This window comes from Natrinema gelatinilyticum, assembly GCF_024266705.1.
GTDB lineage: Archaea > Halobacteriota > Halobacteria > Halobacteriales > Natrialbaceae > Natrinema > Natrinema gelatinilyticum.
In genome coordinates this window covers 3,208,562-3,230,226 of record NZ_CP100756.1, presented here as the reverse complement: position 1 = coordinate 3,230,226, position 21,665 = coordinate 3,208,562, and the positions used below count along the sequence as shown (strand labels likewise).

The following is a 21,665-nucleotide window of genomic DNA, read 5'->3' as shown; positions in this document are numbered from 1 at the left end:
ACGGCCAGCGAGTCGCTTCGGTATGCGCTCCCCAGACAGCCCTTCAGCCACTGCTATCAAAATCGCCTTTCGGTACCATCACCGTAACTGCTGCTTATTAGTCGTCTTCGGCGCCGTCTCCCTCGTGGTCCGCTTCGCCGTCGGGTTCGTTCCCCTGGGCCGCCGCTGTCGTCGTCAACCCGTGGCCGCGACCGTCGCTCCTCAGTCAGTCGGCGGGTCGGCCGACGCAGACGTCTGTGCACTGTGACGATCCGCGAACGCGTTCGTGACCGCTGTGAGCACGGTCTCGGGCGCCGATTCTATCGCCTGTTCTCGACACGCACTGTAGCGACTCCCGGCTGCCGTCCCCGCGAAATTCCGTTCGGAAAGCGGCCGCGTTTCGACCACTACCAGCGCGTCGGTCTCCTCGAGCGCGTCGAGAACCGTCTGATTGCCGGCACCGAGGACAAGGTCCGCCAGCACCGCCACGTCCGCTTCGCGAACGTAACGCGCCGCTGCCGTTCGATCCGCCGACGAGAGGCGGGTGAACGGCTCCGTTTCGATCGTCTCGATTTCGAGCGAACGCGCAGTTTCGGCGGCAGCGTCGCCGCTCGAGACTGGACCGAGCGATACCTCTGGGCCCGCCGCCTCGAGGCGGGCAACGACGCCTGCCGCGGCGGCACCCGATCCGAGAACGTGCACGCGATTCGGCAGCGCACCGGTCTCTCGTGCGTCCGCCAGCGCGGTCACCGTTTCGCCACCGGTCACCGGATTCGGCGTGACCACCGCGTTCGCGTCGAAGGAGTCGGCGAGCGTTTCGCTGGTCAGAACGGTCGACGGTGCGCCGTCCCGGCAGATCGACCCGTTCGCGAGCAGCACGAGCCGATCGCAGTAGCGCGCGGCCAGATCCAGGTCGTGAATCGCCGCCACCACCGTTCGTCCGTCGTCCACCAGTTCCCGGACCAACTCGAGCGTCTCCACCTGGTGGGAGATATCGAGGCTGGCCGTCGGCTCGTCGAGCAGCAGCGCAGGGGTCTCCTGTGCAATCGCGCGGGCGAGGACGACCCGCTGGCGCTGTCCGCCACTGATCTCGTCGATCGGTCGGTCGGCGAACTCGGCCGTCCGGGTTCGCTCCAGCGCGCGTTCGACTGCCGCTCGATCGACGTCCGTCGGCGGTGAGAACCGCGAGCGGTGGGGATGTCTCCCCATTTCAACGACGTCGCGGACGGGGAACGAAAACGACAACGATGTGTCCTGCGGAACGACGGAGACGAGCCGGCTCGAGGCTCGCGACGAAACCTCGTGGACGGTCACACCGTCGATCGTTACTCGTCCCGAATCGGGCTCGAGCGCGCCGCTGATCGCCCGGAGCAGGGTCGTCTTTCCCGCTCCGTTCGGGCCGACGAGACCGACGAAATCGCCCGGCTCGATCGTCAAGGAGACGTCCTCGAGGACGGAAAGGTCGCCGAACGATTGCGTGCAGCCGTCGACCGAAATCGTCGCCGGGTCGAGACCCCCGTGAGACGTGACCGGATCACTCGCTCGACGACTCCGTCTCACACCGAATGCACCTCCTGGCGGGTGAGCAGGAACAGGAAGAACGGCGCACCCAGCGCCGCGGTGACGATACCGACGGGGACCTCGGTCGGCCCGATCGGCCATCGCGCGAGCGTGTCGGTCACGACCAGAAACGACGCGCCAGCGAGGGCGCTGGTCGGGAACAGGATGCGGTGGTCCGGGCCGACGACCAGTCGCATGATATGGGGGACGACGAGTCCAACGAACCCGATAACGCCGGTGACGGCGACCCCGGCAGCGGTGACCACGCTCGCCAGCGCGAGTAAGAACAGCTTCGTCCGTTCGACGTCGACGCCGAGGTGGTGTGCATCCTCCTCGCCGAGCAGGAGCACGTTGAGTTCTCGAGCGTACGCACTCAGAACGACGACGCCGAGAAGCGTTACCGGGAGGGCGAACGTGACGTCATCCCAGCCGCGGTCTCGTAAGCTTCCCATCAGCCAGACGATCGCCTCGTTGATGCCGTCGCCGCTGTGAATGAGCATGAACGAGATCACGGACCCGAGAAACGCCTGCACGGCGACCCCGGCGAGTAACAACGTGGCGACCGGCGTCCGACCGCCCTCCGTCGCGATCGCGTAGACGACTACTGCAGCGGTGAGCGCACCCGCGAACGCGGCGAGGTGGACGCTGCCGAACGGTACCAGCGCCGGAAACGCGATTGCCGCCACCGCACCGGTCGCGCCACCGGTGGAAACCCCGATTATCGACGGGTCGGCGAGCGGATTTCGAAAGAACCCTTGCATTACCGTCCCTGCGGCGGCGAGTGCAAATCCGACCGTCGCCGCGAGCGCGATTCGTGGCAATCGCATTCGCGTGACGATGAACTGATGCGTTTGTTGCACGTCGAACGAGAAAACGGACGTGTACTCGAGACCGGGCAGCGGAACGGACCAGCCGAGAACGGGGAGGGTAGCGGGTCCGATCTCGAGGCCCGACGGGACGGTGACCGCGTTCAAGATTGCCATGGCGACGGTGAGTGGCGCGATACGGACCGGTCCGAGAGCAGCGCTTCCCAGGACGACGGCGACGAGCAGCGCTGTGAGCCCCGCCGACCATACCGCTGTCCGAACCGGTCGCTCCATACTCCCCAACCTCGGTTGCAGTAGTCAAATATTTGTTGAAGTAGGTTCACCTCGCAGACGATGCGACAGCAACTGACGGTTTTGATCGCCGCCGTACTGACAGTCTCTGCTATTGCTCCCGTCGCGGCCGCCACCAGCGCTGCGACGGTACCGGCTGTACAGGAGGCGAACGCGCAGGGGGAAGCGAACCTGCAGGGGGAATCGAACGTGCAGTGTGAGTATCCGCTTACGATGACCGACGCACGGGGCAAGGAAGTCACACTCGAGAAGGAACCCGAATCGGTGGTGACGCTGTATCCGGGCGACGCACAACTCGCCTACTCGATCGGTGCCGAGGAAACGGTCGTGGGGATGCCCGTCAGCCAGTACACGGAGTCGCTCGACGCCGGAGACCGGACGGACATCACCGCCGACGACGGCGTCACCCCGGTCGCAGAAAAGATCGTCACGCTCGGTCCGGACGTCGTCCTCGCGGCCAACATCGCCACCTACAACCAGGACCTCCTCGAGACGCTCGAGGACGCGGGCATACCCGTCGTGGTCCTCGACACGGCGAATTCGATCGACGGCGTCCGCGAGAACGTCCGCGTGACTGGTGCCGTGACGGGACACTGTGCGGGCGCCGAGAAGACGATTTCGTGGATGGACGAACGACTCGAGATCTACGAGACCGCACTCGAGGGGGCGGACGAGCCACTCGCGTACTACGCCAGCGGCGAGGACGGCGCGACCTCCGGGTCGGAGACGTTTCAACACGACGTACTGACCGCGGCCGGGCTCACGAACCTGGCCGCCGAAGTCGGCGAGACGGGCTGGGTGCAACTCAACTCGGAGGTAGTCGTCGACGAGGATCCGACGTGGATCGTCTACCCCGACCGGACTGATTCGCCACCGATACCGGGTGGGCTCGAAGAGACGACCGCCGTGCAGGAAGAGAACGTCGTCGCCGTCGACGACAACGCGATGAGCCAACCCGGACCGAACGTCGTCTACGCGATCGAAACGATGATCGAGCAGGTCCACCCCGAGGTGTACGCCGAGATCGAAGGCGACCTCGAGGCGGTCGACGAGACGTACAGCGACGACGGGAACGCGACGGATTCGGAATCGAACGACGACGGAAGCGAGGAAAGCGATGACGCTGCAATTCCAGGGTTCGGAGTTTCAGCCGCTCTCGCTGCGCTGTTGGCAGCCATGAGCTTCGTCGTCGCGCGACGATAACTCGGTCTCGGACGAATCACGTTCCCGTTTTCGTCGTTCGAAGCGCCGTCTCGCTTTGAAAAGCGTTTACTCGCCTGACCACTCAGAAATGCGTATGGTCGAGAACGTCATCTGGCCCGCCTATCTCGATGCCGATATCTCGCGGGCCGAGGGACGACGGGTGTCCCTTGATCTTGCAGTCGAGGAACCGACGGTCGACGAAATCGCGAAAGCCGTTCAACAGATCGGGTACGATGCCACGATCGAGCGGGACAAGGCCTACTCGCGTGAACCGTGGGCCGAGCGCGGCCGAGTAGTCGTCCGCGGGGCGGACGACTCGTCCAAAAACGACCTCGTCCAGGCCGTCGCGGCGTACGTCGTCGCGATGCGCGAGTGAGATGCACAGGGTCGGCGCAGTCGTTCGCACCGCACAGGGGCTCGCCGTCTTACGAGCGGATGCCCCCGACGGAGACGGAGCGACCGACGACGGCGACGAACACCGCGACGACATCGGGACGATAGTCCTCGATGACTCCCTCGAGGAGGTCGGACGCGTCGTCGACGTGTTCGGCCCCGTCTCGAGACCATACCTGGCCGTGACGCCGGACGATGACGTGCACCTGCCGTCGCTCGTCGGGTCGACGCTGTACGCGCGATAATCCGACCTCGTTTTCGGACGAATTCAGACGAAACAGGCGATAACAGGTGACACGTCGGCGCGAACGCGGAGTGGAAAAGCCAATACGAGCGGAGTGCCAATGTCGCGTCATGAACGACCGGACGCGGGTTCTCGCCGCCGTGGGGCTGACGGTGCTGTTGTTCCTCGGCGTTCAAGTCGGTGCGCTTGCGCTGATCGAGCCGTTCGACGAATCGGGTCGGCAGGCCGTCGAGAACCCCGAGAATCCGACGAACAGCGTTCTCTATTTCGGGGTTATGCTCGCCGCGACTGGACTCATGCTCGCTGCGTTCAAATACAATCTCGAGTGGCTCATCAAGCTCTCGCTCGTCGGGGTGAGCGTAACGATTTCGTGGTACGTCTTCGCGGAACTCGTTCCCCCGGTGGTTTCGCCGTTCGTTTCGGACGCTGTCGCGAACGGCCTCGCCATCGCCGCCGCGCTCGGCGTCGGTGCGGCGCTCCTGTGGTATCCCGAGTGGTACGTGATCGATAGCGCGGGGGTCGTGATGGGAGCCGGCGCTGCGGCGTTGTTCGGTATCAGCTTCGGCATTCTTCCGACGATACTGTTACTCACGGTACTGGCTGTCTACGACGCTATCAGCGTCTACGGCACCGAACACATGCTGGATCTCGCTGAAGGCGTAATGGACCTCAAAATTCCTGTCGTCCTCGTCGTTCCGACGACGCTCTCGTACTCCTATCTCGCCGCGGGGAGTACGGACGGTGTCCTCGAGAGCGACGGCGGCGACGCTGTCACAACCGACCAATCCGCAACCGACGCAAACGCTGTCGGCGATGCTGGCAACATCGGCAGGGCGGGCGGAACTGACGACGGCTCAGAAGCGAATGCCGACGGCTCGGGTGCGAACGCCGATGAGGACTCCGTGACGGACGCGCTCGAGCGTGACGCCCTGTTCATCGGCCTCGGCGACGCGGTTATTCCGACGGTTCTCGTCGCCAGCGCGGCTTCGTTTCTCGACCTCCCCACGGCCGCAGTCCCCGGTATCACGGTGAACGTGCCGGCGCTCGGTGCGATGATCGGAACTGTCGGCGGACTGCTCGTTCTCATGCACATGGTGCTCAAAGGGCGCCCACACGCTGGATTGCCGCTGCTCAACGGCGGTGCCATCGGTGGCTACCTGCTCGGTGCGCTCGCGAGTGGACTCCCGATAGCCACTGCACTCGGACTGTAGGCAGTCGTTACACTCCGTCGAGACGATTTTCTCGGAGCCAACAGTGATCGACGTCGTCCCAGTTCGATTACGGTCACTCGTCTTCTCACGTGTCACCGGTACTTCCGTCCTGATCGACGATATCGACGGAAATACCGTCGTACTGTTCGAGCCCTCGAGTGAGGATATCGATCCTGCCCTGTTCCGAACCTCCCGGCAAGAGTTCGGCGACAGGATACACGGCTGCGACGACGAGGTGGTCGTCCTCGTGGTCGCGCTGGGTGAGGTCGATCCGAACGCGAACGTCGTACTCGCCCCGAAGCGTCGCGGTTCCCTCGTACGCCTGGAACGAAAACCGTTGACCGAGCGCCTGGAGCGCACGGCCGCCGAGTGCCCTGTCGACTTCGATTCCCGCGTAGTGGCTTTGTACTCGCTCAGCGAGGAACCTCGTCGAGCGGTCGCCGACGGGGTCATACTCCTCTCCGCCCACGGTAACCTGCGGGAGCGAGGTCACGCCGAACACGCCCGCCTTCACGGCTCCCGCTCCGAACCGCTCAGCGGACAGTTCGATACCCCGATCGTAAACGCTGGTATAGCTCGTCACCTCGATGTCCTGGCCGCCGACCTGCGCTCCTTCGGTCAGCTCTCTGGTTCCCTGATACCCATAGCCGGCCTCCCCCGCCGCTTCCTCGGAGACGCGCGCCGGCGTCGCAGAAAACGTCGGCCTATCGTCGGCGCCGCTGCTGAGACAGCCGGCTACCGTACCGAAAGCCCCGACCCCGAGCACACCGATGAACAGCCTTCGATTCATGTCAGTCACTCTGACCAGACTCGAGGAAATAAGCGCCGCGGTGGTCTTCACTCCCTGATGACCGTCTCGACTGCTGCCTCGTTCGTCGCGACACCTGTCACAGTGACACGTCCCGAACGTCGAACCGGCCGCCACCTTCGTCCCCCGTAGTTGCCGTGATCCCACGCTGTTTCGACGGCCGTCGTCAGCGGAATCAATTCGGTCTTCTCGACCGCGTCGGCCGTGTCGAATCCCAGTACATCGTCGATGATCGACTCCATGCACTCGAGCGAGGAGCGGAGCGAACTGCGCTCGTCGGTCGTGCGGTCGAGGGCGACCTCGTCGCTCGACTCGAGCAGTTCCGCTGTTCATTGACGGCTCGAGGTTCGCCACCTACGTGAACGGGTCGGCCAACGAGACCGTCACAATCGGCGATCTGATATTCCTTATTCGCCCGACGGGAGCCGGTAGGTCGGCCCCTCGTCGGTATCTTGGACTTCGATCCCGAGCGCCTCGAGCTCGTCGCGCAATTCGTCGGCACGTTCGTAGTTGCCGGCGTCTCGCTCTCGAGTGCGGACCTCGAGGACTAGGTCGACCACATCGCCAGCAAGTTCTGCCGTGCCGGTCGTGTCGCCGGTAAAGGAGAGGCCGAGAACACCGCCCAGTTCGTCGAACGTCTCGACGGCCCGCCGGAGGCCGCGGTAGTCGTAGCCGTCCGTCTCGTTGTCCGCATCTGTAGTCCGCTCGAGGTGGCGGTTGACCGCCGTGACGACAGACAGTAATGCGGACTGGGCCTCACGCGTATTGAAGTCGTCGTTCATCGCGTTCGTGAACGCCTCGCGCGCGCCCGAAATCTCATCGCGAAATGTCCCGTCCTCGGTCTTCGATCTCGCGTCGGGCGAGTCGAGCGCGTCGACGGCCGCCTCGTACCCCCGCTCGAGGCGGTCCCAACGCTCTTCGGCCTCGGCGATCGTCTCGTCCGAGTAGAGCTGTTTGCTGTTGTACGAACCGGCGGTCAGGAACGTTCGCATCACGTTCGTCCCCCACCGATCGATCGCCTCGTCGACGGTGACGAAGTTGCCCAGACTCGAAGACATCTTCTCGTCGTCCATCTGGAAGAGTTCGCAGTGGAGCCAGTACTTCGCGAACTCTTTGCCTGTGGCGGCTTCCGACTGGGCGATTTCGTTTTCGTGATGGGGAAAGACCAGATCACGACCGCCGGCGTGAACGTCGAGCGTCTCCCCGAGGTGAGTCATGCTCATCGCCGAGCACTCGATGTGCCAGCCAGGTCGACCCTCGCCCCACGGCGAATCCCAGGTCAGTCCCGTCGGCGGCTCACCCCCCTGGTCGACGCCCTCGTGACGGTGTTCTGCGACGGCCTCTGGATCGACGCCGTCGGCCTTCCAGAGCGCGAAGTCCGCCGGATTGCGCTTTTCCGAGCGTTCGTCGGGATCGCCCTGTGATTCGATCTCGTCGAGTTCCTGGTTCGAGAGTTTGCCGTAGTCGTCGAAGCTGGTGACGTCGAAGTAGACCGACCCGTTCGATTCGTAGGCGTAGCCCTTTTCGACCAGGGTTTCGACCAGGTCGACGATTTCGGGAATGTGCTCTGAAACCCGGGGATAGACCTCCGCCCTGAGGAGGTTCAGCGATCGCATGTCGTCGATCGTCCGCTGGATGTAGGTCTCCGCGACCACGGGTTCGTTCTCTCCGAGGTCGTCCTCCCCGATTCGAGCGACGATCTTCTCGTTGACGTCCGTGAAGTTCTCGACGTGACGAACGTCGTAACCGAGATGCTCGAGCCACCGGTGCATGACGTCGACGTGGACCCACGACCGCGCGTGGCCTAGGTGAGGCGGGTCGGAGACCGTCAGGCCACAGTAGTAGAGGAGGACGTTCTGGGGATCCCGTGGCTCGAACGGCTCTTTCTCGCCCGTCAACGTGTTCGTCACGTGCAGGGTCATGACGCTCACTTGCCTCGGACGACAGTTAAAGCGTGTGATGACGCCCGAACGCGGTGTCTGACTCGGCCGAAGGCTGTGTGCGGTTCCAATTTCGGAAGGCTGTGTGCGGTTCCAATTTCGTAATCGCTACTCGAGACGTGTACCGACACACTCGAGTGCACTTTCGACCGCCCGCAGTGCGTTCGCGCTCTCTCGTCGTCTGACCACGATGACCAGCGTCTCGTGTGACATCGCTGTCGCCTCCGGCGAAATTCCCTCGAGAGACAGGCGTTCGAGCACGGCCGCGAGACCGGCCGTATCGACGTCACCAGTCGCCAGAATTGCGGTTCTATCGCCGCCGCCAGGGCCGAAGGAACTCTCGCCTACGGCGACGAGCGCGTCCCCGCTCGAATGTCTCGACCCGCCTCCGTCCTCGTCTCTCTCGAGCGGTTCGATCCCACTTTCCATCCGGACACGAACGTCCCGCGACTCGGTCTCGTACGCAGGCAATTCGTCTGCGTACCGACGGAGCGCCGTGGCAATCGCATCAGTTTCGCCGTCGACATCGAGATAGCGGGCAGCGGCGGTATAGTTGACGACGCCGGCCCGCAGCGCGGTCAGGAGGAACGGATGACGATCGACCGCCAGGCGCGTCTCGGCTGCCAGTGACATATCGTGGACGGTGTCACCAGTCAGTATAAATTCGCCGTCATCGAATCCGCACCGTGGCTCGCAGAATCACGTCACCTCATACGGACTATTGTACGTCATTGCCGGTGCAACCGCGACCGTCCTGTGGTTGCACCGGTACATCGGTACAGCAGACCGTATCAGACCTCCTGAATCGACTCGACGGGATACCCCGGTCTTCGGAGAAAAACGTGAACCAGTTCGACCGATAGTATAAACTGCTGTAGGCCCTCCGTGCGCCTATGAACGAGTCCGACCAGGAGCCATCTACCGAAGATGCCGTCCGCGAAGACGTTTCGCTGTTTCTCCGGCGGAACTTCCCCCAGATCGAGATGCACGGCGGTGATTCTTCGATCACCGAGATCGATCTCGACGAGCGCCGCGTTTCGATCAATCTCAGCGGGGCGTGCAGCGGTTGTGGGATCAGCCCGATGACGACTCACGCGATTCAACAGCGGCTGCCGACGGAGATCGACGCGATCGACCACGTTTCGGTCAGTACCGGACTCGACGGATTGGCCGATCAGGGATCCTCGGGCCGCGACGTGCCGCCGGATACCCCGTTCTGAGCGAACCATCGGTCCGGGCGTCGGCCGTGTCGCAATCCGCTGCCGCGACCGCGGCGCTTTTGCCTCGAGCGACGAACCCTCCAGTATGAATCCGACCGCTGTCGAGGAACTCATCGAATCGAATCTCGAGAACGCCGAGGCAACTGTCACGCACGCGCGCGACGAACACGACGAGGACCACCTCGCCGCGACGGTCGTCTCACCCGCGTTCGAGGGCCTGCCGCTGGTTCAACAGCATCAGAAAGTCTACGACAGTCTCGGCGAACACATGACGACCGACATCCACGCCCTGGAACTCTCGACCTACACGCCCGCTGAGTACGACGACCTCGAGGTAGACGGGTAACCGGGACCGCGAGTTCGGTTCCGTCTCCCGCGGAGAAGGGGACCGTTACGTTTCGGGCCACTCATCGGCCGAGAGCGGTTCCCCGTCGAGGAAGGCCTCGATCCCGGCGTGTGCATCGTCCGTCGTACAAAGGGCGGCGAATCGCTCGTTCGAGTACTCGAGCGCGTCGTCGTAGTCCAGTTCGACCATCTCGTAGAACGCTCGCTTTCCCATCTGTACCGCCGTGGGGCTCTTCGACGCCATCGTTTCCGCAAGTTCCATCGCCGTTTCCAGATGGTCGCCTTCGGGGACCACGCGATTGATCAAGCCCCACTCGAGAGCCGTCTCCGCGTCGATCAGTTCGCCGGTCAGAATGAGTTCGAGACAGCGCTTTCTGTTGAGTGCGTTCATCAACGGCACCGCAGGCCCCATGCAAAAGAGGCCGACTTTCGGGGCCGTGGCCCCGAATTGTGTTCCCTCGTCGGCCACTGCAAGATCGCAGGCAGCGACCAGACCAATCCCGTTGGCGGCCGCATGGCCGTGGGCAGCGGCAACCACGGGCGTCCGCATCTCGGTCAGCGTATGGAACGGTTCTTCCATCCGCGTCACCCACTCTTCGTACTCCGATTTGGCCTCGTGGTCGCCGTGTTCTGAGAGATCGATCCCGGCTGAGAACGTCTTGCCCGCCCCCTCGACGACGATCGCCCGTGTGTCGGGATCCTCGTCGAGCGTGTGAAGGGCCGCATCGAGATCCTGTGCGAGTCCGGTACTGAACGTGTTCATCGCCTCGGGACGTGAGAGCGTGATTCGGCCGACGTGACCATCGCGACTGACTTCGACGTTCTCCCACTGATCCGTCTCTGACGTATCTGAAGCCATGTGGGAGAACCGTTGATCAGAGACCGTGATAAATACCTTCGTCACACGATTGACTGCTCGCCGCGAGCGCTCACACCCGGCAGCACTGACGACCGCCCTTGAGACTGAGGGTCGCGTTTCACAATCCGAGCACGCGCTGACTGGCCGTTCGGATGGAATTACCTCGCTCGTGGATCGCTCGTTCTCTTCTGCCGATTCAAACCGGCGGAACCGTAGCTTTATCCACTGGTACTGACACATTGAGGATATGGAATCACTTCATCCCCGCATTAGATTGCTCTGGATCGCCCGGGGCGCTCTCGTCGCTGCTCTCCTCGGTGTCGGCCTCGCCGCGGTCGACGTGTGGCTCGTCACCGTTCCAACGTCCGTCGTGGTCGTGGTCGTCCTCCTCGGGTTCGCCCTCGGTGGCGTCTACGCCGTCCGACTCTATCAGATCTGGCGGTTCGAGCTACAAGACGACGCACTCTACCTCGAGCGAGGCGTCGTCACCATCGTCGAAACTGCCGTCCCGTTCGTCCGGGTACAGCACGTCGATACGCAATTCGGTCCGATCGAACGGGCGCTGGGACTCTCGAGCGTCGTCGTCTACACGGCCGGTTCCCGGAACGCAGATGTTCGAATACCGGGTTTGACGCCGTCTCGAGCCCGAAGTTTGCAGGATACGCTTCGCGAACTGGCCGTCGAGAGCGGGGGAGAGGACGCCGTTTGAGATGAATCGCTTACATCCGCTCAGCGCCGTGACGCTGGCCCTCCAGCGAGGGGTGACCGGATTGTCGATCCCATTGTTTCTCGTGGGAGTCGGATCCAGCATCTTCGACATCGATATCGATCTGTTGTTCGTGCTGTCCCCTCTCGGTCTCGTCGCCGGGATCGGATACGGGATCGTCTACTATTACCGATTTACGTACGAGATCACGTCAAGCACGTTCGACGTCACTTCCGGCGTTTTCTCTCGGCGATCTCGAGAGATACCGTATCGCCGCGTTCAGAACGTCGACGTTGCCCAGGGTATCGTCCAGCGAATCCTGGGGCTCGCCGTCGTTTCGATCGAAACCGCCGGCGGCGGCGAGACGGAAGCCACACTGAACTTTGTGAGCGAAGACGAGGCCGAGCGGCTTCGATCGGAAATCCGTCGGCGAACGGCAGCAATCGACGATGGGACGACCGGTGAGGCCGGCCGATCGACCACAGCCGACGCATCCGACGCCCCTGGCGTCGACGAACTCACCTCGGCTGACCGCCCTCGAGACGAGGGCGGACCGGTTCTCCTGTTCGAACTCGAATTGAAGGAACTCCTGGTCTACGCACTGACATCGTTCAGATGGGGCGCGGCCGTCTTCCCGGTCGCGATACTGCTGTTCCTTCAAGGCGCTGATTCCGGCTCGGGGCTGGTACCAGCGTTCGTCTTGCTGGCAGCCCAGCCACTCGGCGGTCCGGAAGCGATTGACGGCGCAGCCGTCGGTCCCCTTCTCGTGTTGATCGGGGTGACGATCCTCCAGTGGGTCGGCGCGACGTACGTCTCGAGCGCGCTCTATACAATCGCGAACTACCACGGATTCCGGCTGGGACGAGCTGGTGAGGACTTCGTCTACGAGCGCGGGCTGATCCAACGCTACAGCGGTTCGATCCCCGCCGAGAAGGTCCAGTCGGTCACGGTTACGGAGAACCCGCTTCAGCGACTGGTCGGCTACGCCGGTTTATGGGTCGAAACTGCCGGCTACGGTCCCGACGTGGGTAGCGCCAGCCAGTCGGCCGTCCCGCTCGCGGAATCGGATCGCATCTACCGGTTCGCCGAAAACATAACCGGCGTGGAAACGCCCGCGTTTCGTCGACCGCCGACGCTGGCCCGTCGACGCTATCTCGTTCGGTACTCGCTACTCGCCTGCGTCATCGTTGTGGCCGCACTCGGACTCACGCGGGTTTCGACCGTCGACCGCTGGTACCTCTCCGTGGTCGCCTTCGTCGTCGTTCCGCCCGCTGCCCATCTGAAATACGTCAATCTGGGCTACTTCGTCGGCGAGGACCATCTCGTGATTAAAAGCGGGTTCTGGAAGCGCCGGACGACCGTCGTTCCGTACTATCGAATCCAGACGGTCTCGACGCAGCGCTCGATTTTCCAGCGTCGACTCGGGCTGGCGTCGCTCGCCGTCGACACCGCCAGTTCGCGGACGTTCGCTTGGGGAACCCCGTCGATCGACGACATCCACCTCGAGACGGCTCGCGAGGTTCACTGCACGGGCCGGGAACGACTTCAGTCGGCTCTGCGCGAGCGCGTTCAGTCAGACGATATCGGGCTTTCGGTGGATTTTACCTGACCGCCTCCAACCCTTCGCTATGGCAGACGGAGACGACTACCGAATCGAGGAGGACAGCCTCGGCGAGATGGAGGTTCCCGCAGACGCGTATTGGGGGGCCCAGACGCAGCGTGCGATCCAGAACTTTCCCATCTCCGGGATCACGTTCAGCCGCCGATTCGTCCGCGCGCTCGGCGTCGTCAAGAAGGCCGCTGCGCAAGCCAACCGCGACCTCGGTCTGGTCGACGACGACGTCGCCGAGGCGATTATCGAGGCCGCCGACGAGGTTATCGCCGGTGAACACGACGATCAGTTCCCGGTCGACGTCTTCCAGACCGGATCCGGAACCTCCTCGAACATGAACGCAAACGAGGTCATCGCCAACCGCGCCGCCGAAATCATGGACGCGGAAATCGGCGACCGCGTCGTCCACCCCAACGACCACGTCAACTACGGCCAGTCGTCCAACGACGTCATCCCGACCGCGATGCACGTCGCTTCCCTCGAGGCCGTCGAGAAGGACGTCATCCCCGCACTCGATATGCTCCGCGAAGCACTCGAGGAGAAACAAACGGAATTCGACGACGTCGTGAAGACGGGCCGGACGCACCTGCAGGATGCCACCCCGGTCACGCTCGGCCAGGAGTTCGGCGGCTACCGTACGCAGGTCGAGAAGGGGCTGGCCCGCGTCGACAAGGTCCGTGACCACCTCAGCGAACTCGCGCTCGGTGGGACCGCGACCGGGACCGGGCTGAACACGCACCCCGAGTTCCCCGGCCGCGCGGCCGAGTACATCACGAAGGAGACGGGTGTTCAGTTCCGCGAAGCTGACGACCACTTCGAGGCGCAGGCCGCCCACGACGCGATGTCCGAGGCCCACGGTGCGCTGCGGACCGTCGCCGGATCGTTGAACAAAATCGCCAACGACCTCCGCCTGCTGGCCTCCGGGCCGCGCAACGGGCTTGGCGAGATCGAACAGCCCGAGAACCAGCCCGGCTCCTCGATCATGCCCGGCAAGATCAACCCCGTCGTCGCCGAGGCCGTCAACCAGGTTCACAAACAGGTCGTCGGCAACGACGCCGCCGTCTCGGCCGGCGCGGCGGAGGGCCAGATCGACCTTAACCTCTACAAACCCGTCCTCGCACACAACTTCCTCGAGTCTGCGGAACTCATCTCGAACGCGAGTCAGGTCTTCGGCGAGCGCTTCGTGCGGAAACTCGAGGCCAACGAGGAGTACTGCCAGGACCGCGTCGAACAGTCGATGGCGATGGCAACCTCGCTCAACGTCCACATCGGCTACGATAAGGCCAGCGAGGTCGCAAAGACCGCGCTCAAGGAAGGGAAGACAGTCCGCGAGGTCGTCCTCGAGAAAGGGTACCTAGACGAGGAGGAAGCCAACGAAGTGCTCGACTCCCGGAAAATGACCGAACGCGGCATTCTCGGCCAAGACGACTGAAGCGGTCCAGCACGCTGTGTCCGTTCCTGCTCGCCGCTCTGCTTGTTCAGGGGCGTGCGATCAGCACCGACGTCTCGACCGTTCGCACCACGCGGTCGGTCGTACTCCCGAGAAGGTGTTCTTTCAAACCCGATCGACCGCTGGCACCCATGACGATGAGGTCGATGTCGTGTCCGGTGCTGTACTCGGCGATCACCTCGTGCGGATCGCCCTCGAGGGTCGTTCGATCGTAGTTCACGCCCGCCCGATCTGCGCGATTCGCGGCCTCATCCAGCGCAGATTCGGCTTGCGCTTCGAGTGACTCCGTGAGCTGCGGGGCGATCGATCCCGACGCTCCTGCGGACATTTCTGTGCCGGCGTCGACGACGTGGAGGAAGTGGACTGTGGTCTGTTCCCGATCTGCGATTTCTATGGCCTCGTCGACGGCCACCGCGCTCGCGTCGCTGCCGTCGGTCGGGACCAAAATATCGTCGTGCATGGGTCCCCGTTTTGGGGCGATGAACAAAAACGGACGCCGTGGTTTTGCGCGGTGGGTTATCCTCGGGCGAAATCGCGGAGCGATCGACGACGTACCGACCCGCGGTCGGCAGTCCAGTTCAGCGTTCGGCCGTTTCGAGCCGTTCCAAATCGAGCGGGTCCTCGATGTCACCCATCACCGCCTCGAGCAAGTCGGTGATCGTGACGAGTCCGACGACCTCGCCGTCTTCGATCACGAGCGCCAGTTCCTGCTTTTCCGCCTGGAACTGGTCGACCGCGTCGCTCACGTCGGTGTCGGGTGAGAGCGTCATCGGCGGCGCAGCCAGTTCAGCGAAGTCGAGGTCGCCGTCGGCGAGTTCCTCGCGGTGTCTGAGGAAGACCGGTGTGTAGACGATTCCCCGAAAGTCGGTCAGGTCGGCACCGACCAGCGGATACCGCGTCTGGGGCCGTTCCGCCATTTTTTCGAGGTTTGACTCGGCGTCGTCGTCCGTCGACACCGCGACGATTTCCTCCGACCCGACCATCACGTCGCGGATCGACTGTTCGCCGATCTGGAACGCGTTCATGATCTCTTCACGTCGCTCGTCCGGGAGGTCGCCCTCTTCGAGAATCGATCCGAGTCGGTTTCGGAGGTCAGCACGGGATTCGATGACGTCCTCTTCGGTCTCGAGCCACGCGCCAGTCATCTCGATCCCGAAGAGCCTGAGCGTCCATTTCGCGACGCCGTCGCCGATCGTGATGAGCGGCGAGATGATCCAGTGAAACCAGTACAACGGAGCGGCACCGTATCGACAGACCATCCGCGACCGCTCGACACCAAGATACGTCGGCGTCTGCTCGCCGTGGGTGAGGTGGACGAGGTTGATGATCAGGAAGGCAAGAATTGCCCCACTTCCGATGGTGGCCAGTATTGTGTTCTCGAACAGCGGCTCGAAGATTGCGGCCAATGCCGGTTCGGCCACGATCCCCACCGCGATGCTCGAGGCCGTAATACCCACCTGACACGTGGTGAGATAAATCTCGAGATTGTCCGTCATCTCCCACGCTCGCTCGAGTTTCGGGTCACCACGGACGAATTCCTCCTCGGTGAACTGACGAGCGCGAGTCAGCGCGAACTCGATAGCGACAAAGAAAGCATTCGCTAGTATGAGCAACCCGCCTGCTATCAGTCTTCCCCCAATGACGAGCGAATCCATTACTTCGGCCGTTCGGCCCAAGGATATAAAGTGCTAATGAAAGACGCCACGATAGACGTGGCGCATCATCACTCCTGAATTCACAGATCACTTATAGAAGTTCGATTGGCGTACGCAGGGTGTTCAGCGTTCGAACGATCGGTCGGCACAAATTATACTCGTGATCGAGTGAACCCGAATTCGGCTTGCTCTTTTTTCCCGATTGATTTTCAGCAAATCGAGGGAACGAGGCCGAATCGGCTCCGTTCCCGTCGGAATAAAAGAACCCAAGCAGTTTTGATGGAGGCTCGCATCAGACAAAATATGTACACCTGTCGTAACTGCAACCAGTCGTTTCAGACGGAGCTCGCCCTTGAGTTACACCGAGATACGTGCAAAAAGGGACAACTTTTCTGTCAGGTATGTGGTGATCGATTCCGAGAAGCGGAAGCGACCCAGGATGGGTGGCACTACGAGTGTCCGAACGAGGACTGTGACGGGGACGGACTCCAGGAAGATTTGTATCGTGTCGAAGACGTCCGGACCGCGACCCACTGACGCCCTTCCCCCGATTTTCCCGCGGCCCCCGCCGAACGAACGAGAGTACGCAGCCGCTCCTGGCACGACCGAATTTTTTCGCTCGACCGACGTCGTGGTCGTACCGCCGCCCTCACGGCGACTCGTCGAGCGATCGAGGCGATAAGCCGATGTCGTTCCGCCGGTCTCTCACGCCCTGAGAATTGCCGCCGCTTTCCCACCCTTTAATCCCGTTTGTTCCGTCGAGACACGTATGGAACGGCTCACCCCGCGGGTTCGAGTCGTCTGGCTCGTCCTCGCATTCGCTCGAGCCGCGATCTTCGGCGGGTTCGTCGTGGGCGGGGCGATCGCGCTTTCCCGCACTGATCTCTGGGTCCCCGTACCGAGTGTCTTCGTTCCGGCGGTGGCTGCCGTCGTTATCGTACTGGCCGTTGTTCGAGTCTTTGTCGCCTGGCGACGGTACTCCGTCTGGCGGTTCGATCTCCGCGACGACGATCTGTACATCAAACGCGGGGTCTTTACGAGGATCCAGACGGTCGTCCCGTACGTTCGTGTGCAGCACGTCGACTCACGGCGGTCGCCACTTGAGCGAACCGTTGGCCTCGCGACGGTCGTCGTCTTTACCGCCGGTTCGCGGAGTTCGGACGTCGCCATTCCCGGACTGACGCCTGCACGCGCCGAAGATTTACAGGAAGCGTTGCGTCGACTCGCAATCGAGAGCGCGGGAGAAGATGCAGTGTGAGCGGCGAGATGAGAAAGCTCCATCCAGCGTCTATCGCCGTCCGGTCGCTCTCGCGGAGCCTCAATACCGGGTTCGTGTTTTTCGTCGTCGGCGTCGTCGTCTCGCCGGGCGGGAACGGGATGGACCTGCTGTCGGTTTTCGGTCTCGTCGCGTTCGGTATCGTCACGGGTATCGTCTACGAGTTCGCCTATTACCAGCGGTTCCGGTACGAACTCACCGAGGACACCTTCGACGTCACGTCCGGGGTGATTTCGCGTCGGGATCGTGAACTCCCCCTGGGGCGAATTCAAAACGTCGATATCAGACAGAACGTCGTCGAACGAGTCGTCGGTATCGCCGCGGTCCACATCGAAACCGCCGGCGGCGGCGAGACCGAAGTCAGTCTGCGGTACGTGGATGAAACGGAGGCCCGCCGTCTCAGACGGCAACTGAGACGTAGCGCTCGCACCGAAACCGATAGCGCCGATGCGTCCGCGGACGAAGACCGCGCCGCTTCACACGAGACGACAACGGCCGAGGACGAAGACGTCCTGTTCGAAATCCAGCCGCGCGAACTCACGATCCTGAGCGTCTTCACGATCGACCCAGGAGCGAGCGTGCTTGGCGGTATCGCGCTCTCTTTCGCCAGCGGGTTCGATCCCACTACGTTGATTCCGGTCGATCGGCCCGCGGAGCTACCGGGACCGGCAACGGGACTGGGTGCACTCGTCTGGGGACTCGTGGCCTTCGTGCTCGCCGCCTGGATCCTCAGTGCAGCACTCACGTTCACCCGCTACTACGGGTTCCGTCTCACTCGCGTCGGCGACGAGCTCTATTACGAACGTGGGCTCCTCCAACGGTACAGCGGGACGATCCCCCTCGAGAAGGTCCAGACGCTTACGATCTCCGAGTCGATTCCGTTTCGATGGTTTGGCTTTGCGGCACTGAGCGTCGAGACGGCCGGGTACGCACCCGGACAGGAGTCGCGCGGCACGGAATCTGCGATTCCGCTCGCGGACACCGAGCGCGTGACCGCGCTCGCGCGGGCGATTGAACCCTTCGGGCCGGTGGACCTCGAATCCCCGCCGAAACGGGCCAGAGAACGGTATGCGGTCCGGTACCTGCTCGTTCTTGCCGCCGTCGTTACCGTCGCATATCTTGGAGCGCGGTACACTGCCGTCGTTCGACAGTGGTACGTCCTTCTCGTGATCGCTGTCGTCGTTCCAATCGCGGCGCATCTGAAATGGGCGAATCGAGGGTTTCAGGTCGGCGATCGGTTTTTGCTGACGCGCACGGGATTCTGGCGGCGGACGACGAAAATCGTCCCACATTACCGAGTGCAGGCCGTCCTCCACGAAGCGACGATCTTTCAGCGGCGAAGACGGCTCGCCAGCGTGACGGCAGACACCGCGAGTTCAGCCTCGTTCTTCGGTCGAGCGGCGACAGCCCACGACGTCGATGCGGATCGCGGACTCGAAATTCAAGCCGAAATCGAAGAACGGCTTCAGGACCGCCTCCGCGCGCGAAAACGAGACCGGATGAGGGACGGATGGTTTCGAGACTCGAGCGAACCGATGGATGACTGGCAACCTGACGACACCGAGCGGTGATCGGGAATCCACGAAGTATTGTCACTCAAATAATTCTGTATAGCGAAATAGAGTTTGTGTGGTCGTCCTCAGTCGGCGTCTGATGCCATGAAGTAGCAAATAACAATACAGGGACATCAAATAGGTATACAGTCAGAACTATTCCGTCGGAGCCGTGTACCGTTTCGCCCGAATCGTCCACGAGTTTCCTTCGTGGGTTTGCTCGTGCACCGATCCGGAATGAACGCAGAGAATAAGGTGAGCAGACGGGGTGCGATGGAACCGGCCACCGTGTCTCCTGAAAGCAGTCTCCCGTCCGATGAACGCTTCTCCGTCTCCGAAAGGAGGAGGCCGAACTGCGCCGCTTCAGCCGAGTATAGTTCCACTGTGGACTCAGTCTTGACATCCTCCCCGCCCTGCTCACGCCCATTCGGGCGCTCGCTTCGGACGGTGTGTCCGTCGGACGGGCGACGTATCGAGACTCCTCCGGAGACAGCTGAGAGACGGCGAACGGAAGGCAGAAGCGGTGGGAAATATGCGTCAGCGGAAGGTGTGAATCGCCTCGGGGTCACGCCCTGGGGCATTCTCGTAGTCCGATCGTAAATCACTACGATAGGCCAGTTTACTCGCAACGAAGACGCAATCGAAGGCTCGGCAACCGACCGTCCGTCACCGTCTGCGGTAATGAAAAGACGGCGAACTGTCCATTTTTCGTCTGGATCGACATGCAACTCTCCCGGTCGAGATAGTCGTGCCCAACAATCATATCTCGAATAGTGGGCCCAATAGTGTGGAGTTAATATCCGAAACAGTATCCCAAATGTGGATATAATATCCAATTGTGGGCATACTTGCGGCGTGAGATTAGGCACACAAATCGAGATAAAGTCCCTTAGCTCAATTTATGGGTAGATTGAAGGTCATCGCGTTTGATACCGAAGATATGAGCGAATCGTCGGATACATCTCGAACTGCTGTCAAAACGTACGTCCCGGCCTACCAGAAGTCGGAGTGGCAATCCCACGCAGACAGCCTCGAGATGAGTCAAAGCGAATTCGTCAGAACGATGGTTCAGGCCGGTCGAAAAGGGTTCGAACCCGACACGACGGAACCCTCTTCTTCGGACCCAGACCCTGGGGGTAACGGCCTCGAAACACAGGTTCTCGAGTTACTCTCTGCTGACACGTATTCGTGGGACGAACTTCTCGATGCGGTCTCCGAGGACATCGAATCACGACTGGACGAGACGATCGAACAACTGCAGACGAACAATCGAATCCGATACAGCGGGCGCCACGGAGGATACACCACGGTCGACGGTGGTGACGATGGCGACTGACCCCGGTGGGGCGCCGCCGGAGGAGGTCGACGACCCTATCTCGTATTTTCTCGACGACCAGCGATACCACGGCAAGAGCGAACGGACGATCGAGGCCTACGAGCGCGTGCTTCGACAGTTCGAGAGGTTCGTCGACGAACGCTTCGACGTCGATTCGGTCGCCGCGCCGGAGCGACGGGAGTGTATGGCCTGGATCCACTCACTACGCGGTGAGTTCGAAACCAGTACAATCGCGACGTACGCCTCTTATCTCAATAGATTTTACGACTATATGACTCGAGTCGGTGTCTTCGAAGCCAATCCGATGGGACTCGTGATGGAAGAACTGCCCGAATCGATCGATACGAACCCCACGAGGCGTGATCTGTCGGTTCCGGAAATGCGGTCGTTCGTCGCCGAGATCGGACACCCACTGGAGCGAGCTGTCGTGATCGCACTTCTGAAGACGGGGATGCGTGTCGGCGAACTCTGTAACCTCGACCTTCGAGATCTAAATTTCAAATCAGGGAACCTCGACATCGATTGGACACCCCGCGTCGGACTCGAACGCCGATCGTCCTCGCTGTTTGTTTCGGCGGAGCCAGCCCGTGGAACGGTCGTCAACGGCGAAGAACGGACGGCCTCAAACAAACGAAAGCGAGACACGGTCGTTCCGGTGGACGAAGAACTGGAGCGCGTGTTGCTCGAGTGGCTCGCGATCCGTCCGGATGCGGTATCGCCGGCTCGGCCGCTCTTTCTCGATACTGGTGATTCGTGGGGGAAACGGCTCTCTCCATCGGACGTTCGCTATATCGTAGAAAAACACGCACGAAGGCGCGGATGGTACCGGACTGGCGGTGGAACCCGGGAGAACGTCACACCACACTACTTCCGGCACTTCTTCACCACGCATCTTCGGGACCGAACCGGTGATCGAGGGATCGTTCAGTACCTTCGCGGTGACGTCGCCGGTGACGTCATCGACACGTACACCCATAACTGGGGCGACCGCGTTCGGGAAACGTATCTCGCTCACATCTACGCCGTCACTGCATAATCGAATCCCTCAACGGAGTCGTAAGGGCCGGAGACGGCACTCGCGGCGGAATCGTTTGGCGAAATTTCAGCGTCGTAGTCGGAGTTAGTACTCCATATCGACCCAGTTATCGAGACAGATTTCGAGCGCATAAACTCCATGAAGCTATATCAAATTAATAT

At 62.1% G+C, this 21,665-nt stretch carries 23 protein-coding genes; 14 read left to right on the top strand and 9 right to left on the bottom strand.

Annotated elements, in window-relative coordinates; genetic code table 11:
• Nucleotides 1-201: 201 nt before the first annotated feature.
• Both NJU76_RS15820 and btuC read right to left on the bottom strand, forming a co-directional pair.
• Nucleotides 202-1,539, bottom strand: a complete 1,338-nt coding sequence (locus NJU76_RS15820) for an ATP-binding cassette domain-containing protein (protein WP_254530329.1) — start codon at nucleotides 1,537-1,539, stop codon at nucleotides 202-204.
• Nucleotides 1,536-2,639, bottom strand: coding sequence for a vitamin B12 ABC transporter permease BtuC (gene btuC / locus NJU76_RS15815; protein ID WP_254530328.1), 1,104 nt, complete (start codon nucleotides 2,637-2,639; stop codon nucleotides 1,536-1,538). The genes NJU76_RS15820 and btuC overlap by 4 nt, the downstream gene beginning before the upstream one ends.
• A 60-nt stretch (nucleotides 2,640-2,699) precedes the next feature.
• On the opposite strand from btuC, the gene NJU76_RS15810 reads away from it, so the two are divergent.
• From NJU76_RS15810 to NJU76_RS15795, 4 genes are all read left to right on the top strand, one after another.
• Nucleotides 2,700-3,860, top strand: a complete 1,161-nt coding sequence (locus tag NJU76_RS15810; protein ID WP_254530327.1) for a PGF-CTERM-anchored ABC transporter substrate-binding protein — start codon at nucleotides 2,700-2,702, stop codon at nucleotides 3,858-3,860.
• Between the two features lie 94 nt (nucleotides 3,861-3,954).
• Nucleotides 3,955-4,236 (top strand): signal recognition particle subunit SRP19, encoded by a 282-nt coding sequence (gene srp19, locus NJU76_RS15805; protein WP_254530326.1) that lies wholly within the window; start codon nucleotides 3,955-3,957, stop codon nucleotides 4,234-4,236.
• A gap of 1 nt (nucleotide 4,237) precedes the next feature.
• A complete protein-coding gene (locus NJU76_RS15800) occupies nucleotides 4,238-4,498 on the top strand; it encodes an H/ACA ribonucleoprotein complex subunit GAR1 (RefSeq protein WP_254530325.1) in 261 nt (86 codons plus the stop codon).
• 109 nt (nucleotides 4,499-4,607) lie between these two features.
• Nucleotides 4,608-5,708 carry a presenilin family intramembrane aspartyl protease PSH gene (locus tag NJU76_RS15795; protein WP_254530324.1) on the top strand — a complete coding sequence of 367 codons (1,101 nt, stop codon included), beginning with the start codon at nucleotides 4,608-4,610 and terminating at the stop codon, nucleotides 5,706-5,708.
• Between the two features lie 85 nt (nucleotides 5,709-5,793).
• Here NJU76_RS15795 and NJU76_RS15790 read toward each other — a convergent pair whose 3' ends face one another.
• The 4 genes from NJU76_RS15790 to NJU76_RS15775 form a co-directional block, all read right to left on the bottom strand.
• Complete coding sequence (locus NJU76_RS15790; protein WP_254530323.1) at nucleotides 5,794-6,498, bottom strand: DUF6517 family protein; 705 nt, start codon at nucleotides 6,496-6,498, stop codon at nucleotides 5,794-5,796.
• A 47-nt stretch (nucleotides 6,499-6,545) separates the two neighbouring features.
• Entirely contained in the window at nucleotides 6,546-6,758 is a 213-nt protein-coding gene (locus tag NJU76_RS15785) for a hypothetical protein (protein WP_254530322.1), read from the bottom strand.
• A gap of 165 nt (nucleotides 6,759-6,923) precedes the next feature.
• A complete protein-coding gene (gene cysS / locus NJU76_RS15780; RefSeq protein ID WP_254530321.1) occupies nucleotides 6,924-8,438 on the bottom strand; it encodes a cysteine--tRNA ligase in 1,515 nt (504 codons plus the stop codon).
• Between the two features lie 126 nt (nucleotides 8,439-8,564).
• Complete coding sequence (locus tag NJU76_RS15775) at nucleotides 8,565-9,089, bottom strand: DUF7523 family protein (RefSeq protein ID WP_254530320.1); 525 nt, start codon at nucleotides 9,087-9,089, stop codon at nucleotides 8,565-8,567.
• A 260-nt stretch (nucleotides 9,090-9,349) separates the two neighbouring features.
• Between NJU76_RS15775 and NJU76_RS15770 the strand changes: the two genes are divergently transcribed.
• Complete coding sequence (locus tag NJU76_RS15770) at nucleotides 9,350-9,676, top strand: NifU family protein (protein ID WP_254530319.1); 327 nt, start codon at nucleotides 9,350-9,352, stop codon at nucleotides 9,674-9,676.
• 85 nt (nucleotides 9,677-9,761) lie between these two features.
• Nucleotides 9,762-10,022, top strand: a complete 261-nt coding sequence (locus tag NJU76_RS15765) for a BolA family protein (protein WP_254530318.1) — start codon at nucleotides 9,762-9,764, stop codon at nucleotides 10,020-10,022.
• A gap of 45 nt (nucleotides 10,023-10,067) precedes the next feature.
• Here the strand turns inward: NJU76_RS15765 and NJU76_RS15760 are convergent, their stop codons facing one another.
• Nucleotides 10,068-10,880 (bottom strand): enoyl-CoA hydratase/isomerase family protein, encoded by an 813-nt coding sequence (locus NJU76_RS15760; RefSeq protein ID WP_254530317.1) that lies wholly within the window; start codon nucleotides 10,878-10,880, stop codon nucleotides 10,068-10,070.
• Nucleotides 10,881-11,127: 247 nt separating this feature from the next.
• Between NJU76_RS15760 and NJU76_RS15755 the strand changes: the two genes are divergently transcribed.
• The 3 genes from NJU76_RS15755 to NJU76_RS15745 are packed head-to-tail and all read left to right on the top strand — an operon-like array spanning nucleotide 11,128 to nucleotide 14,630.
• Complete coding sequence (locus tag NJU76_RS15755; RefSeq protein WP_254530316.1) at nucleotides 11,128-11,589, top strand: PH domain-containing protein; 462 nt, start codon at nucleotides 11,128-11,130, stop codon at nucleotides 11,587-11,589.
• Nucleotide 11,590: 1 nt separating this feature from the next.
• Nucleotides 11,591-13,195 (top strand): PH domain-containing protein, encoded by a 1,605-nt coding sequence (locus NJU76_RS15750; RefSeq protein ID WP_254530315.1) that lies wholly within the window; start codon nucleotides 11,591-11,593, stop codon nucleotides 13,193-13,195.
• A gap of 19 nt (nucleotides 13,196-13,214) precedes the next feature.
• Nucleotides 13,215-14,630 (top strand): class II fumarate hydratase, encoded by a 1,416-nt coding sequence (locus tag NJU76_RS15745; RefSeq protein WP_254530314.1) that lies wholly within the window; start codon nucleotides 13,215-13,217, stop codon nucleotides 14,628-14,630.
• A gap of 46 nt (nucleotides 14,631-14,676) precedes the next feature.
• On the opposite strand, the gene NJU76_RS15740 is transcribed toward NJU76_RS15745, so the two are convergent.
• Nucleotides 14,677-15,108, bottom strand: coding sequence for a universal stress protein (locus NJU76_RS15740; protein ID WP_254530313.1), 432 nt, complete (start codon nucleotides 15,106-15,108; stop codon nucleotides 14,677-14,679).
• A gap of 118 nt (nucleotides 15,109-15,226) precedes the next feature.
• Nucleotides 15,227-16,303, bottom strand: coding sequence for a hemolysin family protein (locus tag NJU76_RS15735; RefSeq protein WP_254530312.1), 1,077 nt, complete (start codon nucleotides 16,301-16,303; stop codon nucleotides 15,227-15,229).
• Between the two features lie 303 nt (nucleotides 16,304-16,606).
• Here NJU76_RS15735 and NJU76_RS15730 point away from each other — a divergent pair, with 303 nt between their 5' ends.
• From NJU76_RS15730 to NJU76_RS15710, 5 genes are all read left to right on the top strand, one after another.
• Nucleotides 16,607-16,840 (top strand): transcriptional regulator, encoded by a 234-nt coding sequence (locus NJU76_RS15730; RefSeq protein ID WP_254530311.1) that lies wholly within the window; start codon nucleotides 16,607-16,609, stop codon nucleotides 16,838-16,840.
• Between the two features lie 232 nt (nucleotides 16,841-17,072).
• Nucleotides 17,073-17,561 carry a PH domain-containing protein gene (locus NJU76_RS15725; RefSeq protein WP_254530310.1) on the top strand — a complete coding sequence of 163 codons (489 nt, stop codon included), beginning with the start codon at nucleotides 17,073-17,075 and terminating at the stop codon, nucleotides 17,559-17,561.
• Nucleotides 17,562-17,569: 8 nt separating this feature from the next.
• Nucleotides 17,570-19,150, top strand: coding sequence for a PH domain-containing protein (locus NJU76_RS15720; protein WP_254532483.1), 1,581 nt, complete (start codon nucleotides 17,570-17,572; stop codon nucleotides 19,148-19,150).
• A 922-nt stretch (nucleotides 19,151-20,072) separates the two neighbouring features.
• Nucleotides 20,073-20,468 (top strand): DUF5805 domain-containing protein, encoded by a 396-nt coding sequence (locus NJU76_RS15715; RefSeq protein ID WP_254530309.1) that lies wholly within the window; start codon nucleotides 20,073-20,075, stop codon nucleotides 20,466-20,468.
• Nucleotides 20,458-21,504: a tyrosine-type recombinase/integrase gene (locus NJU76_RS15710; RefSeq protein ID WP_254530308.1), complete on the top strand. Its 1,047-nt coding sequence runs from the start codon at nucleotides 20,458-20,460 to the stop codon at nucleotides 21,502-21,504. Before NJU76_RS15715 ends, NJU76_RS15710 begins: the two co-directional genes overlap by 11 nt.
• Nucleotides 21,505-21,665: the final 161 nt, after the last annotated feature.